The organism is Lacticaseibacillus pantheris DSM 15945 = JCM 12539 = NBRC 106106 (assembly GCF_001311175.1).
GTDB classification, from domain to species: Bacteria; Bacillota; Bacilli; order Lactobacillales; family Lactobacillaceae; genus Lacticaseibacillus; species Lacticaseibacillus pantheris.
The window spans coordinates 1-15,362 of sequence record NZ_BBAI01000010.1 but is presented as its reverse complement, the minus strand read 5'-3'; the positions used below and the strand labels follow the sequence as shown (position 1 = coordinate 15,362).

The following is a 15,362-nucleotide window of genomic DNA, read 5'->3' as shown; positions in this document are numbered from 1 at the left end:
CCTTTATGCGTTAAAAATCAGTTTCAACGAGCTGTTTAGGCCGAATAAGGCACGGGCTCTTTTCATCGCCGGCACGAAACCCGTTGTCTTGCAGTAGACGGTTCAAGTGATCGTCATGACCAACCGCCACGATGCTTTCTACCTGCCGGAAGTACTCGATCATTTCCTGTAGCAAGTGGGCATCAACACCATCTTCCTGGTATTCAGGCAGAACGACCAGTTGATCCAGCAGCAACACGGTGTGCATGTCGGAGACGCCACGCACCATCCCACAAGCCGACCGTTGTCACGCGCGGTCATCACCGTTGAGTTAGCCAACCCTTCGGCCAAAGTCGCGGCGTTGTCCGCCTCCGCTTGCCAACCAGCACCGCCATACAGTGCCTTAATTTCATGGATGTTCAACCCACGCTCAAACATATACTCAACCATCAAAACGGCCTCCGAAATTATTAGTCGTCATGATTCTACCGCACAAGCGCACAAAGTCCACCCTAATTAATATTTTCATTAGAAAATTACTTACGTTCGTTAGTAATAAAGTCGATGAAATGCACATCATCGTCAAGAACGCCGACGTCGCCATGGAGCGACCAGCTACCATCACTAGCGTTATTGTGCAGTGACAGGTGTGGGTCCAGATAGTCAGAGGAGTACCCTTTGACCAAGACGGGACCGAGGTTACTGTTGATGGTGAGATCGTAATCGCTAGTATCCGCATCGGGTTTGACGATGTTAACGGTAAATTGGGTCTGCATGTGCATCATGGCATGTTGAGAGTAAGGCCCAACACCGTCTTCAAAGGTCAGCAATAGCTTGTTGTCACCCAGGCGGTCTTGAATAAACTTGCTAGTAGCGTCATCAAAACGAATTTCCATATTAATCACCTCTTGCCAAAAGAATAGCGGAAAGCGGTTCCAAAAGCAACACTTATAGTAAACCCACAGGATTATTTGCGCGTCTTTACATTCTTTTAAAATGTCTGTGTTGTTTTCGTCACACTTTCTTCACAATTAGCCGCTAATATAGGGACCATCGAGATGAGGCAATACTTATCCCGATACCCAACCCAACTTTTTTTCATTTTACTCCTCCAAAGTAAAATAGTTGGCCGGTTTACCCGCCGGTCAACAGACCCTTACTCCATGGACTGTCGGCTCAACCCCCGGCAGTCTTTTTGAGTAGTCCCTTAGCGCTTTAGCGCTTAGGGACTGCCACTCGGAGGCTGTGCAAAGCACCGCCGAGAGACTGTGGCGTTTACTGGTTTGACAGCAGTCAAATCCCACAAGGCAGAGTGCCCAGTCATGTAAAGACGACTTCGAGGGTAAATACGAACAAATCATCTTTCTCTACTTAGCCAAAAATCCAGAAAGAAAATAGCACCATCTCCTAACTAATCAGGAAAATTTCCCCGCTACCCCTCAAGCGGTATAAATCTGCAATTATTCCTTGCATATTTTGTCCAACAACGATATTTATCGCAAATTAACAAAAAAACCACCGCAAAATCTTCACAATTAGCGACTAGTATAATGAGTGTAGAGATGAGGAACCCAGAACCTCATCTGCTACCTCTTCTTCATAACTGTGGAATTCCCAGATTCCACACCTCCCTCATTTGAGGCCCCGTTCGGACGACGGGGCCTATTTTTTTTCTACGCAGTCCCTTTGCGCTTTAGCGCTTAGGGAGTGCTACTCGGAGGCTGTGCGTAAGCACCGCCGAGAGACTGTAGCGTTTACTGACTTGATAGTGGTCAGACCCCAGTCAGTTGTGTGCCCCATCGCTTAGGGTCTGCTAATTGCAAGGCCAGTGTGCAAAGCACAGCCGAGAGACTGGAGCGTTTACTGATTTGACCGCAGTCAGACCTCGCATAGTAGCACACTCCACTGGTACTCTCAACTACCAATGCTCAACAGAAAAAAAAGCAAAAACGCCCGCCGCAAAGTCAAACAACCTTGCAGTGGGCGTTACCTTTATCCATTGTGCTATAAACCGTTAGTTTCATCTACAACTGATCAACAAACCGCCCAAACGCCTTACGTCCCTTGTCCGTCCGCTTGAACACGCCGGCATCCGCCAATACGCGCGCAAACACGTGCCCGATGGCCTGCTGCAATTGGGTCTCAGCGTTATCGGCAGTCCACGTGTACTGTTCCCGTAGCTGGTCCGCCCACTCTTGGTGCATTACCGCCATGTGGTTCGGTTCACCCAACAGGTATTTGCGCACCTCATCCATCTCGGACAACAAACGGCTGGTAAAATAGCCAGTCCCATCACTTCGATCAGGCCGATATTTTCCCTTTTGATGTGCTGAACATCCTGGTGTGGGTGGAAAATACCATCCGGATATTTCGCTGACGTCTGATTATCGCGCAAGACAATATCCAGCTGGTAATCATCCCCCATACGCCGCGCAATCGGAGTCACGGTGTGATGTTTAGTGCCGTCGTCAGTCACAGCGAGAATATCCACGGCGGGATCAGAATATTCGGCCCACACCGCGCGAATATGTTCCGCGGCAGCAGCAATACTGCTCCGATTGGCTGACGTCAGGCGAATCACACTCATCGGCCAATTTAAAATTCCCGCTTGTACGTCGGCATAATCCGGCAGGTCGATTACCCGCTCAACTTTGGCCACCGCATGGGCATCGTATGGCGCCCGCCCTGATAATGTTCGTGTGCCAACATTGAGCCACCGACAATCGGGAGGTCAGCGTTGGACCCCGCAAAGTAGTGTGGCAACCACGTCACAATATCGAGCAAATTCGTAAACGTGCGCGCGTTGATATGCATGGGCTCGTGGACTGCATCCAGAAAAATGGCGTGCTCACTGAAATAGGCGTACGGCGAATACTGCAGCCCCCACGTTTGCCCGCCCAATTCAAAACGCACAATACGGTGATTCGACCGGGCAGGAAAATCAGCCCGCCCAGCATAGCCCTCATTTTCAAGGCAAAGTTGGCACGCCGGGTAACCACTTTGCTGTTGCCGGGCCGCGGCCGCAATATCGCGGGGATCCTTTTCCGGCTTGGACAGGTTAATGGTGATTTCCAAATCGCCAAACTCCGTCGGTGTACGGAATGCAACGTTTTGCGCGATTGCCCGCGTCTGAATATAATTATTGGCCCGTGATAAACTGTAGAACCAATCCGTTGCGGCTTGGGGACTATCCTGATATTTATCATTAAAGGTACTGTTCACTCCGCTTGGCGTTGGCGTAGCAAGGTCCATCAGTCTAGAGCCCAAAATAGCCCGTGCCGATTGCGCATCATCAATGACGCCATTAACAACCGCCGCGTCGATGAGCGCATCCAAATTAGCGAGCGCGTCGTCTTTACCAGGCACATCCGCCGCAGCATCACCAACCATCCCGAGAATACGATTCGTTAAATACACACGATCCATCTCCGTGTACTGCGGGTTGGTTGCCAAAATATATTCACCATGCCGGTCAACTGCAGTTCTCAATTCGCACATCCTTCCACCGTGTGGACCTTTACCAATCTGGTCCGGGAATGCTACCACATTTCCCCGTTATTCGTGCTTATGAAAACGAGCTCCACAGGCCAGAAAGCGACGTCTAAACGGCCTGCTGCGCTCTCTCCCTTAAACGAGCTCCATAGCCCAGAAGACGCCGCATAAGCAACTCTAACCAAAAGGCCAAACCCGGGCCTTTACCAACCTGGTCCGGGAATGCTACCACATTTCCCCGTTATTCGTGCTTATGAAAACGAGCTCCACAGGCCAGAAAGCGACGTCTAAGTAACTATCACCAAAAGGCCAGACCCGGGCCTTTCGGCGATAGTTACTTAGACTCTGCTTTCTAAACGGCCTGCTGCGCTCTCTCCGGCCCGTTCCCAATCTCCGCCACATAAAAGTCCGCGTCATACCCCACTACATCGCGATAATGGTCCCCGACGGCCTGCTTGACGTCCGCAACCGCATCCTTATTGACAATTGCAATTGCACAGCCGCCAAAACCGGCGCCCGTCATCCGCGCTCCCAATACTCCCGGCTGCTGCAAAGCCGTCGTGACCAACGTATCCAACTCAACGCCAGTGACCTCAAAATCATACGCTAAGCTGACGCCAGAGGCCGAAACTAACCGACTAAACCGCTCTAGGTCACCCGCCTTAAGCGCCGTCGCCGCCCAAATCGTACGTTGGTTTTCTACAACCGCGTGGCGCGCCCGCTTAATCAACGTGGCATCGTAAATCAAGTAGCTATACTCGTCAAACGTGTTTTCATCCAGGTCGCCCAAACTTTGTATATCCAATTGCCGCTGCAACCGGGCTAAAGCTTCCTCACATTCACTCCGGCGCTCGTTATATTTGGAATCGGTCAGTTCCCGACGCTTGTTGGTGTTCATAATTAAAATGACATTGTCCTGCAAATCCAAAGGTACGGATTCATACTCCAGCGTGTTCGTATCCATAAACGTTGCGTGCTGGGCGCGACCCATCTCTACCGCAAACTGGTCCATGATGCCCGAGTTCACACCAATGTAATTATTCTCCACTAGCTGACCCATCTTGACCAGCTCAACGGGTTCAAAGCTGAGGCCGAACTCCGCCTGGAGAATCGTCCCGGTCAGCATCTCCAACGACGCGGATGAGGACAGCCCCGCACCATTCGGCAAGTTGCCCTGTATGTATATGTCCAATCCGTGAGTTAACTTAGCACCATGCGCCAGGAGTTCGCGCGCCATCCCCTTCACGTAGTCGGTCCACTGCCCTTCTTTGGGTGTGTCAATCTGGGTCAACGGAATCTCAATCACACCCCGCTCCGCAAAGTTGGCGGAGTAAAGGCGCAGCGCATCCTGGTCATTGGCACCCACCGTAGCGTAGGTCCCTAAACTGATTGCACACGGGAACACGTGACCACCGTTGAAATCCGTATACTCACCAATTAAATTAATCCGGCCCGGCGCAAAGTACGTCGCGTCCGCGCTGTGGCCAAATTGCTGCTGAAAACCTTCAACCAGTTCATTTGTGTCCATAATCGATTCCCCTTATCGTGTGTTTTATCTAACTCTGCCGATTAACGAGCGTACTAGCCAGCGTCGTGCGGGTGGGCGTTTGTATTTGGTCACCAATTAGTGAGTGCAAAGCTTGCACCCCAATGCGCCCCATTTCCTGAGTTGCGACGTGCACGGTACTGAGGGCCGGCGTCAGGTAGCGACCAATGGCCAGGTCATCAAAACCGACCACCGTCACGTCACCCGGCACCTCCAGGTCGGCTTCTTGCAACGCCTTAATTGCCCCAATCGCCATGGTGTCGTTGGCAACAAAGAAGGCGGTGGGCACCTGCGCTCTGGGCGTACTTTGCAACAACGCCCGCATTGTTGCGTACCCGCTTTCGGTTGAAAATTCCCCGGTAGCCACTAACGGCTGGGCACGACTCCCGTCCGTAACCGCCCTAACGAATAAATCGGGCCGCGGGTCGTGCAAAGTCACATGGTCAGTGGTCTGCTCCTGCCCGGCAATCATCCCCATCAGTTGGTGGCCTGCCCCGATAAATCTTTGTGCCACTTGTTTCACCGCAGTGGCGAAGTCCGGGACCACGCAAGTAATACCAGCAGCTAAGACGTCCTGATCAACGACCACTAGGGGCACTGAATGATGCCGTATAGACTCCAATTGCTCATCGCTATACTTGCCCACCGCAATTATCCCGGTAATGTCATGATCCGCCGGTAATGCCTCCCCCGGAAACACTCGCGTTAACTGGTAACCCAGCCGAGCGAGCTCGTTCTCGACGCCCCAGCGAATGGAACGGTAATACAAGTCCCCGTCCTCCTGTGCCTCGGTATACCACAGCATGAGAGCAACAGTACCGCGACTTTGCGACTGCCGGCGTTTATGTTTCGTGTAGTTTAAAGCTTCAGCCGCGGCAAAAATTCGCTGCCTGGTGGACGCCCCGACGGATAGCGTCGTGTCGCCGCTTAATACCCGTGAGACGGTCGCTACAGAAACCGACGCCCGCTCAGCAATGTCCTTCAAAGTTGCGATGGCGCTCCCCCCCTAACATGATTTCACTGTAAACTGATTGAAGTAAAATGTAAACCTTTTCTTTACTAAAATTCAGTAAACTTTTACCACAGTCAACAAAAAAATCCGCTACCGCAACAATGCGGCAACGGACACTCTTTGTTTGTTTTAAAATGCGGGATCGTTAGCCCAGTGGTTAATCGGACCAAACTTGTGTCCCACAGCAATCTCATGACCGATTGCGTTAGTGACGAACGCGCGGGCAATCCGAATAGCGCTTTCTACGTCCGTGCCCTTCGCCAACTCGGCCGCAATAACAGCACTGACGGTGTCGCCGGTACCGTTACGCCGGTCGGTGTCAAAGAACTCGGCCGGTAGCCAGAATGACTTGCCGTCTTCGAGCAGAACAAAGTCGTCCACCGTGGTTTGGTCACCGCCGACCCGCTCACCTTTGAGCAGCACGTTCTTGGCGCCCATCGCCTGCAGTTCGTGTGCAGCCTGTTCAATTTCAGCCTTACTGGTTAGCTTGCGGCCAACCAAATGTTCAGCCTCATAGAAGTTAGGGGTCATGACGTCGGCCAGCGGGATCAACCGGGACTTCAGCGTTTCGAATGCGTCAGCCTCCAACAGCAGGTTACCGTGCTTTGTAACAATGACGGGATCCAACACCAGCTGGCCAAAATCATACTTTTCCCAGTTGTCGGCGACCGTATTAATTAAATCGGCATCAGCCAGCATCCCCGTTTTGGCGGCCCGGACGTGCAAGTCATCGGCCAACACCTTAAATTCAGTACTAATAAATGGTAGCGGCATTGTCACACTATCGTGAATACCGTACGAATTGCCTGCCACCGCGGCGGTCAGTACAACTGTGCCGTACACACCGCGCATGAAGAAGCTGTGCAAATCCGCTTCAATTCCGGCGGAACCGTCACTATCGGAACCACCAATTACCATTACCTGTGGGTACTCATTTGCCATCTAGTGCAGCCTCCTCAAAATTAACTGAAATATTGTTACTGAAAAGATGGTGCTTTGATCGTCGAGCTCCCCAAGGCAGAAAGCTGCATGTAACCCGCTCCCACCAAAAGGCCAAACCCGGGCCTTTCGGTGCGAGCACGTTACACTCCGCTTTCTAACCGCCTTGCTCCGCTCTGGTATCAAAAAAAGCAGGACTCACGTAGATAATACCCCGTCCTGCCATGAAAAGATAGTCATGTTCGTGTCATTCTGCATGAAATCCACTCACGCTACCATTAATATTCGTTATTAGTTAAAAGCTGGCCGCTTTGGTAGCACTCCCCGTAACCACGTGCCCAAGAACGCGTAGTTGTGAACCAGCTCAACGACCTGTACCGTCGCGTCCGGGTAGCCCAACGAAATGTTACCCTGCTCGGCATCAACCGTCACGGTCAAATCGTTGTGGTCCGGCAGCGCTAGCACGTACTGGCCCTCACGCGTTGTTTCCCGCATGAGGATGGCGTTGTTCGCCGCCGTCACAAACAGCTCGTCCAGCGCCGGGACGTTCTGGTCGCTGTGCACGTTAACGGATAGGGTCAAATTACTCCCCACCAACTCATCCGGAATGGTCGTCGATTCCCACGCCAACCCGTCACCAGGTTCCGACGCCGCACCGAGGTCCATCCAGTCGTGGCCCTCATCGTCATAAACGTGGAAGCTCGCAACCGGATCGTCCGTTTCCACAAAGAGACGAACATTGCCGGGCTCCGTGATGGTGGCACTATTAGTCAGCGGCTTGTCGTTATCAAACTTGGTGCCAAAGGTCAGGCCCGCAACCGGCTGCAGCACGGTTTCATCCACACTACGGAACTGGTATCCCGTCGCGTACAACGCCTTAGTCAACGCACTCAGGGCCTTCATTTCGGATTCGCTATAGTCAATCTGGGGGCCATCCTGGGCCGTAATCTGCAGCAAAGTCGGCAGGTTAGTGGCGACCATATAGCCATCGGTGCTGAGCGGGTCAATAATGCTCATCAGCTCGTGGTTATCACCGTCACTGGCCAAGAACGCCGTAATGGTTGAATGTTCGGAGTCCGTTGCGGTACTTTGCAACCAGAAACGGTCCATAAAGTCGGTTTCGTGCAGGCCCTGGGTCGCGTTAAAGGACTGGACCAGCTTGTTAGCTAGTAACTCCGTGAATTCGTGGATGAGGTTCGTATGCGCCGTATCGTTAGCAGACCAGACCGGGCTACTAGAGAACTGGTTGACCCGTTCCTCGTACTTGAGCGTGGTCCGTGTCCGCGCAGTGGCGGCCTCCATCTGGGTCGTAATGATATCAAGTGTTTCTTTGTCGTTGAGATTAAGCATCGTGACGTCCCCCTTCCCGTGCCTTCAGCGCCTGCATGTAGTCGTCCGGCATGTTGGTGAGGACGTTCGCAAAGTCGGCAACCGTGTCGTACTGCTTCGTGAGCGCCTGGTACTCGTAGTTAGTAACCGCCGCAGCAACCTGTAACTGCCGCTTTTGACTGTCAAATTCCTTGTCAGCCTCGGCTTTGGCCTGATCAAACTGACGCCGCACGCGGTTGATATCCAACCCATTGCCACGACGTTGTGGCTGCCGGGCCGGGCGTGCGGGTGCCGGTTCATCATCGTCCCCGTCTTCATCAGGATCAATGAAGTTCCGCAAGAGTCCCCGTAGGCCGCTACCCGTAGCGCCACTGCTAGCAGCATTGCTGGCAACGCGGCCGCCGGTGCTGGCCTCGCTTTCGCCCGCCTGGTCCGCTTCCAGCATCTCCAACTGGTTGTGAAGGTCCGTGGCGTTCTGGTATACCTGCCGCCGCATGTCCTCCAATTGGTCGTCCAGGTAGGTCGCCTGGTGGTCCGCAAAGCTGGATAGCTGTGGCATGATAGCCCGCTGTTCATCCGTCTGGTGCAAAATGGTGCGGTTAATCACATCCAGACGGCCAAACTGACGGCGGTGGTACCAGTCACCAAAGAAGACCCGCCCATCATCAGTGACGTCAAAGAACGGTACGTGCTCACGCAGCCAGCTTACCAGGCCACTTTGGAGAAAATCCATCAGTTCCTGTTCGGCCTGCTTGTCGTACGCCAATATGTATCCTGGGACGTCGTGTGCATCCAGTCGCAAGTTAGCGGCGGTATCATCAATGCCCTGGTAGATACGGAACGTTGATTGGTCGGCCCACGCCGAGGCAAAATGATCAAAAAAAATTCTGTTGGTATTTGAGGCTCGTTTCTACTGACATGTTTTATACCCCATTATTCTTATTGTTCTAATAACACCATTTTACCGCATCTAGACGTGATGACAAGCCCAAACTGCCCGTAACGACGCGGTTTTTCCGGAAAGCTAATTTTTGAGCATGCGCGGTGCCATAACTAAGACGCGGGTAGTGGGTCGCCCGCACCCCGCCCCAACCAAAATTTGCACCCACAAATTACTGGTGAACACTAACAACGGTTGCTGGCAACGGCTTTGCACCCGCGCGAAATGAGCAAAGTGCCCATATGTTGCCCATCATTTGCTCATCTTGCTAGCCAAAGGCGTAAACGCAAATATATACTAGCCTACGGAGCAAGAAACGAAAGGGAGTGTCGGTAGTGTCAACGCAACGTGAGCTCAAACTCAAGTGGTTATTTCTCGGATACCTAATTACCAATACGGGGGCCAGCTTTATATGGCCGTTAACCACCATATACATGCACCAGTACCTGGGCGAAACGTTGACGACAGCCGGCATCGTGCTTTTCTTCAACTCAATGGCGCAGGTGGTGGGCAACATCATCGGTGGCCGCTTATTCGATAAGTGGCGCGAAGACCGCACCATGCTGATTGGGGTCATCCTGGTTAGTACCGCCACCGGGTTGCTGGTGCCGTTCCACGGCTGGCCAGCCTATCCTATTTTTTTTGGTCATCAGTGGGTTCGGCAGCGGTATCGTGATGACCGCCATCAACGGCTTTGCTACGCGGATTCAAAACCGACCGGCCAGCTATGTTTTTAACGTGCTGTACTTCACCAGCAACCTCGGCCTGGTCTTCGGGACCTTGGCGGTGGGCTTCGTTCTGCCGCTGGGTATCACCATCGTCTTCGCGCTAGCCTTCGCCATGTACCTATTGTTATTTGCCATCTGGCTGGGCGAATACCGCGGTCGGTCCCAAGTCCGCCACGCGGTTCCCGGTGACGCACCGAAGTCGCGCGTGCACTTCGCCATGCCCGTCATTACCGTTTTAATTACTCTCATTATTGTGTGGGTTTTCTACGAACAGTGGAACAGCAACATCTCCGCCTACATGCTCGGTATGGGGCTCAAAGTCCGCGACTACAGTTTTCTCTGGACCATTAACGCCGTCATCATCGTCACCTTCCAACCCGTCCTCACGTTCTTTGACGACTGGCTATCCAAACACCTCAACGGACGCATCTACAGTGGCATCGCCCTACTCGCTGTGAGTTTCCCACTACTGATTGTGGCGCACCACTACAGTATCTTTATCGCCTCCATGGCCATCCTGACGCTGGGCGAAATCACGGCACTCCCCGCCATTTCGACGTACGTTGACCGCTTTGCACCCGAATCGCAAAAGGGTCGCTACCAAGCTTCGTCCAGGGGTGTGCTGCTAGTGGTCGTGCTCTGGGACCACTCGTTGGTGCCCTGATTATTGACGGCAGTTCGTACCGAATTCTCTTCATGGCCGCAACCATCATCATTGTGCTCGTAGCGGGTGTGCACGCATTCATCAACCGTACTTGGACCCGTAGTCACACGGTTGATGAATAAGCCGACCAACAACCGTGGACCACAATGCAACTTCCTGTACCTAACGTAATAAGGACGATATTCCTAAGTTCGGGAATATCGTCCTTATTACGTTAGTGCTTGGGAGCTAACCACACTGTGGTCAACCCTCTTTATTCCCGCTAAACTTTTGATAATCGTTAAATTATAAAGAGTTTATAATTTTGCCGACGGACCCCCTGCAGAACGCGCCCAGATGCGTTACCTTGACGGTAGGAAAACGTAAGGGACGGGGAGCGGAACCCAATGAAGAAGATTTTAAACGGCCTAATCGTCCTCGGGGTCGTTATTCTGGCTGTATTCGGGGCGTACAAACTGGATGTCTACCAGCGGCTGCTAAACGCTGGCATTGTGCCCGTGCAGGAGCACGTGCAACTTGATGTACCTTATTGCGCAAAGACACACCGCCAGCACTGGGCAATGGTAGTGAAGTCACCGCGATGGCAATGCTGCTACAGTATTATGGGTACCACGAGACCAAGAATAACTTATCTGCGAACCTACCACGCGTGCCGTGGACCTTTCCAGACGGCGAGCACGGCAACCCGAACGTGGGCTTCGTCGGCTCAGTCACCGGAGAAAGTTACGGTTTAGGCGCCTACCACCAACCGATGATCCGGCTGGCGCACCACTACACGAATCACGCCAGTGACGTTTCAGGGAGTAGTTTTGACCAAATCGTGCGGATTCTGGCGACGGGACATCCAGTGTGGACGATTACCACCACCACCTTTGCCCCCGTCCATGATTGGCAGCGGTGGGATACGCCGCAGGGCCGCATCAAAATCACCTACTCAATGAACGGGGTCGTCATCACGGGGTACGACCGCGCCCAGAAGCTTATCTACGTCAACGATCCGTATGGTCACAAAAACAAAGCCGTCAACTGGGACAAGTTCCAGGCCGCCTATAACCAGATGGGCCAACAGGCGATTTACATCAAGTAGCAATGGTTAACGAAAGTAACTAATTATGAAAATAGTGTGAATCTAACGCCCCATATGCAATTGTGGGACGTTTTTGTGTTAACGTTGAACCTATCTCATTAAGAACGAGGCAATTCAATGAAACATCCCGTACGTTTGATGGTGACGTTAATCATCACGTTACTAGCCGTGGCGGGGCTACTTTTCTATCGCCAGCAACAAGACAACACTGCGCAAAACAATACCAATCGGGAAAACCAGGCAACGCAACAGAACGCTCCGGTGAAGGGTCACGTCAAGTACAACGTCCCGTTGATTGACCAAATGTCGTCTCCAGCGTTGTACAACGGCTGCGAAGTCACCTCGCTAGCCATGCTGCTACAGTACTACGGTAAAGACGTGTCTAAAAACGACCTGGCGGACGCGATCAAGACGGTGCCGCTCACGTACGACGACGGCGATCACGGCAATCCAAACGTTGGATTTGTGGGTTCGGTCAGCGGTGATACACCGGGGCTGGGCGTTTACCACGGGCCCATCCGTAAGTTAGCCAAGCACTACATCGGCAACGTCACCGACATTTCTGGCAGTAACTTTAGTGCCGTCATCCGCGCGCTCTCATCCGGCCACCCGGTGTGGACCATTACCACCGCCACCTTTGCTAAGGTTGAGGACTTTGAAGAGTGGTCGACGCCACAAGGTGACATTAAGGTGACCTACTCCCAGCACAGCGTCGTGATTACTGGCTACAACAAAGCCAAGCGACTGATTTACATCAACAATCCGTACGGCCAGAAAAACGAGGCCGTAGACTGGGACGACTTTGCGGCCGCCTACAAGCAGATGGGGCAACAGGCCATCTATATTAATCAGGATAAGTAGAAATAAATGCCCGCTACATCAACCGTAGCGGGCATTTTGTGTCACTATTTAACCGCGGCGCAGGCGGAACCAATCCACACATTCCAGGATGGCCATCACCACGAGGTAGCCACCAAAGATACGGAAGGCGACCATCGCCGTACCAAACGGATTGAACAGTAACACGGCTCCCGCAATGATGGTCAACACGCCGTACACAACGGATGGCCAGGCCGGCACGTTCACGTATTCCCGGTCAGCCGTAGCGTTGCGAATTTTGTTCACCCCAAACAGTACCAGCATAACGCCGAGGAAAAAGGGTAACATGCTAATGATAATAGTCGCTAACCCCTCTGCCAGTAACGACAGTACAATCAAAACAATCCCACCGTACAGGCTTCCGCCCCGGTGGCGAATCGCCATGATAAGCTGGTAGATACCCAGAATCAGCAGCAGTAGACCAATAATCGCCACGCTACTGTTAAATACCAGCTTGGGCGCGGCCGCAATGACCACTCCCAGCACGAGCATAACTACCGCGACGCCCATGTTCGGGCCGATTCCGACCCACCGTGAATTGTTTTGCATAAACAACCTCCATCAATACAAATCTGTTTTTTTTAGTTTACCACTGTTCGTGATCCCAGGTCCGCCCATCAACCTCGCCATGCGCAACCGTCAACTCGTGGTCCTGTTGGCGGACAAAATCGGCACAGGCGGCCCAAAACAGCTGCTCCTGATACTTTGACGCCTGTTGCTGGTTGGTCCGGACCCGCGTCAACAACCAGGTCGTCCGCTCCGCCTGTGCTTGATTCTCGACATCGTCCATCAGTCATCACTCCCCCGTCGTAAATCCCCGACCACACCACGTAGTTGCCCCAAGTCATCGTCGCGATCCGTCAGCTCAGTAGCGATTAGTTCGTCGCCCAGGGCCGCTGCTCGTTGCGCGAACCACGCGGCCATTTCCTCGGGTGCCCCGGGGTGACGCATACTGAGCAATTGCCGGTAACGAATATACGTCTGCGTACGTTCCTGGTCGTCCTGGTGTGCAAAGTCGTTGATGTACACCGCCGGCACGACCACCATGCCGGCTTTGCGTGCTAACGCCCAGAATGGTGCCATCAGTTCATCTAGTGAGACCTTTTCCAGACCACCGACACGAAACGCCGCATCGGGGTGACCAGTTGTCACAACCAACGCCAGATCCTTGCCGCTCAAGGTTGCATCACGCCCAACACTGACGTGACGGTCGGTCCACTCCTCATCGAGCCACGCCCATAAGCTAGCAGGCGCGCTATACCAGTAGAGCGGAAACTGCAGGATGATGCGGTCCGCCGTCACAACTTTGTCCCAGAGCTCGTGACGGCCAGCAGCGGGCAGCTCGTCAAGGGCCACCAACTCGTTGTCAGACTCCAGTGCGGCAGTGGCGGCCAGGAAGCTCTGCGTGCTGCTGGCCGCAATGTCCGGATGACTCACGATGATTAAAGTACGCATAACAACCCCCTGTTATAAAAACACTATGCACATTGTAGCATTAGCATGGGTGCGTAAACTAGTCGTAAGTAACGCAAAGGCGCCGCTGCTAGTCGCCCCCAATGGGTAACTAACAACGACGCTATTTGTGTGGAGTAAACGACTAATCTTCGTCGTCGCGGCGTTTCTTGTAACCAACCAGTCCGAGCAACATGCCCAGAACGGTCAGACCAATCCACGAAGCCGCAGACTCGTGGTCGTCACCGGTTTGTGGTAACGAGCGCGCAGCCTTAGTTGGTGCAGGTGTAGTTGTACCGCCAGTTTGTGGCAAGCTCCGTGCCGTCGTCGTGGCCACACTGCCGCCTGTCTGTGGTAGTACGTGCCGCGGCGTCGTGTGGTAAACCACCGTCACGGACATATCACTGGCAGCTTGCTAAACGTCATGGCCTCCACGATGGTACGGTCAGGTGTCATCCCGGCAATAGTAGGTACACCGACAGCTGCAAAGCCGTTGGTACCAACCGCAATCCAAGCTCCGTACGTCACTTGTGGGTTGTCGGGGTTCGTAAAGTCGACTTTGGCCGTCCGTTCGTAGTGGATGCTTTCCACCGCGTCGGGCGCAACCGTCCGCCCGAAGCCATCAACGAAGTGCACCGTCCGGGTCGCAGTCATTTGCAAATCACCAGCGGTCAAACCGCCTGGATAGCGCGGACTGTCTGGGTTATCCGGATTGAGCAGGTCACCGGTTGTCTTGGTGTTCGTCAGGTCAATATTCTGAACGGTTGGAAAGTAAGTCACAACCAGGCTGATTGGGAACGGTCCTGCATCAGCCATAACACCGGTTGCTGACCGGTCAGGTGTCAGCCCCTTAACAGTTGGACTAGCAACCGATGCAAAGGTGCCATCGCCAGTCGCCGGTGTCCACGCTCCGTAACGTACGGTTGGCGTTGCGGTACTAATATCAACCGTTGCCGTCCGTACAAAGTGAATTGTCTGCCGACTGCTGGTAGCCACCGTTTGGCCATTCTGGTCCACATAACGCACAGTTTCCGTGGCCGTCCGGTTCAGGCTGTCCTGGTCCACCCCTGCGGGGTACTTTGGCCCGTCGGGGTTTTTCGGGTCAACTGGTGTGTCCGGATTCTTTGGATTCCCTGGCGTTACCGTTTGATCAGTTGGGTAGTAGTAAACGACTAAGCCACATCGGCTGCCGTGTCATCCTTAAAGCTTGGCACCGTGACCTGGTCTGGCGTGTAATCCGTCACTGTTGGACTATCCAAGGCTGGGAAGGTATCGCTACCGTCCGCAACCCAGGCGCCGTAGGTGACTTCGCCCG

15 protein-coding genes and 2 pseudogenes are annotated in these 15,362 nt (G+C 53.3%); 3 read left to right on the top strand and 14 right to left on the bottom strand.

Going from position 1 to position 15,362, the window contains the following annotated elements:
• Positions 1–10 precede the first annotated feature (10 nt).
• The 8 genes and pseudogenes from JCM12539_RS04910 to JCM12539_RS04875 all read right to left on the bottom strand — a co-directional run bounded on the left by JCM12539_RS04910 (position 11) and on the right by JCM12539_RS04875 (position 9,063).
• Positions 11–268, bottom strand: a complete 258-nt coding sequence (locus JCM12539_RS04910; protein WP_054649714.1) for a hypothetical protein — start codon at positions 266–268, stop codon at positions 11–13.
• A gap of 247 nt (positions 269–515) precedes the next feature.
• Positions 516–875: an iron-sulfur cluster biosynthesis family protein gene (locus JCM12539_RS04905; RefSeq protein ID WP_054649712.1), complete on the bottom strand. Its 360-nt coding sequence runs from the start codon at positions 873–875 to the stop codon at positions 516–518.
• Between the two features lie 1,128 nt (positions 876–2,003).
• Positions 2,004–3,477: pseudogene (locus JCM12539_RS04900) on the bottom strand (UDP-glucose--hexose-1-phosphate uridylyltransferase).
• Between the two features lie 346 nt (positions 3,478–3,823).
• Positions 3,824–4,999 carry a galactokinase gene (locus tag JCM12539_RS04895; protein ID WP_054649710.1) on the bottom strand — a complete coding sequence of 392 codons (1,176 nt, stop codon included), beginning with the start codon at positions 4,997–4,999 and terminating at the stop codon, positions 3,824–3,826.
• Between the two features lie 28 nt (positions 5,000–5,027).
• Positions 5,028–6,002 (bottom strand): LacI family DNA-binding transcriptional regulator, encoded by a 975-nt coding sequence (locus tag JCM12539_RS04890; protein ID WP_082405348.1) that lies wholly within the window; start codon positions 6,000–6,002, stop codon positions 5,028–5,030.
• 156 nt (positions 6,003–6,158) lie between these two features.
• Positions 6,159–6,971 carry a bifunctional hydroxymethylpyrimidine kinase/phosphomethylpyrimidine kinase gene (gene thiD / locus JCM12539_RS04885; RefSeq protein WP_054649706.1) on the bottom strand — a complete coding sequence of 271 codons (813 nt, stop codon included), beginning with the start codon at positions 6,969–6,971 and terminating at the stop codon, positions 6,159–6,161.
• 288 nt (positions 6,972–7,259) lie between these two features.
• Positions 7,260–8,318, bottom strand: coding sequence for a hypothetical protein (locus JCM12539_RS04880; RefSeq protein WP_054649704.1), 1,059 nt, complete (start codon positions 8,316–8,318; stop codon positions 7,260–7,262).
• Positions 8,311–9,063: an SbcC family exonuclease gene (locus tag JCM12539_RS04875; protein ID WP_225350246.1), complete on the bottom strand. Its 753-nt coding sequence runs from the start codon at positions 9,061–9,063 to the stop codon at positions 8,311–8,313. The genes JCM12539_RS04880 and JCM12539_RS04875 overlap by 8 nt, the downstream gene beginning before the upstream one ends.
• 509 nt (positions 9,064–9,572) lie before the next feature.
• On the opposite strand from JCM12539_RS04875, the pseudogene JCM12539_RS15535 reads away from it, so the two are divergent.
• The 3 genes and pseudogenes from JCM12539_RS15535 to JCM12539_RS04860 all read left to right on the top strand — a co-directional run bounded on the left by JCM12539_RS15535 (position 9,573) and on the right by JCM12539_RS04860 (position 12,577).
• Positions 9,573–10,751: pseudogene (locus JCM12539_RS15535) on the top strand (MDR family MFS transporter).
• 407 nt (positions 10,752–11,158) lie between these two features.
• Entirely contained in the window at positions 11,159–11,716 is a 558-nt protein-coding gene (locus JCM12539_RS04865; RefSeq protein WP_054649702.1) for a C39 family peptidase, read from the top strand.
• Between the two features lie 117 nt (positions 11,717–11,833).
• The gene (locus JCM12539_RS04860) at positions 11,834–12,577 is read left to right on the top strand and encodes a C39 family peptidase (RefSeq protein ID WP_054649700.1); all 744 of its coding nucleotides are present in this window, start codon (positions 11,834–11,836) and stop codon (positions 12,575–12,577) included.
• 48 nt (positions 12,578–12,625) lie between these two features.
• On the opposite strand, the gene JCM12539_RS04855 is transcribed toward JCM12539_RS04860, so the two are convergent.
• From JCM12539_RS04855 to JCM12539_RS15105, 6 genes are all read right to left on the bottom strand, one after another.
• Complete coding sequence (locus JCM12539_RS04855; RefSeq protein WP_054649698.1) at positions 12,626–13,144, bottom strand: DUF308 domain-containing protein; 519 nt, start codon at positions 13,142–13,144, stop codon at positions 12,626–12,628.
• A 37-nt stretch (positions 13,145–13,181) separates the two neighbouring features.
• A complete protein-coding gene (locus JCM12539_RS04850) occupies positions 13,182–13,385 on the bottom strand; it encodes a hypothetical protein (RefSeq protein ID WP_054649696.1) in 204 nt (67 codons plus the stop codon).
• Positions 13,385–14,050 carry an NAD(P)H-dependent oxidoreductase gene (locus tag JCM12539_RS04845; protein ID WP_054649694.1) on the bottom strand — a complete coding sequence of 222 codons (666 nt, stop codon included), beginning with the start codon at positions 14,048–14,050 and terminating at the stop codon, positions 13,385–13,387. Before JCM12539_RS04845 ends, JCM12539_RS04850 begins: the two co-directional genes overlap by 1 nt.
• A 142-nt stretch (positions 14,051–14,192) precedes the next feature.
• Positions 14,193–14,447, bottom strand: coding sequence for an LPXTG cell wall anchor domain-containing protein (locus tag JCM12539_RS04840; protein ID WP_054649692.1), 255 nt, complete (start codon positions 14,445–14,447; stop codon positions 14,193–14,195).
• Positions 14,438–15,112, bottom strand: a complete 675-nt coding sequence (locus JCM12539_RS04835; RefSeq protein ID WP_054649690.1) for a mucin-binding protein — start codon at positions 15,110–15,112, stop codon at positions 14,438–14,440. The genes JCM12539_RS04840 and JCM12539_RS04835 overlap by 10 nt, the downstream gene beginning before the upstream one ends.
• 107 nt (positions 15,113–15,219) lie before the next feature.
• Positions 15,220–15,362 (bottom strand): mucin-binding protein (locus JCM12539_RS15105; RefSeq protein WP_173585385.1); only part of this gene is annotated, 143 nt, incomplete at its 5' end.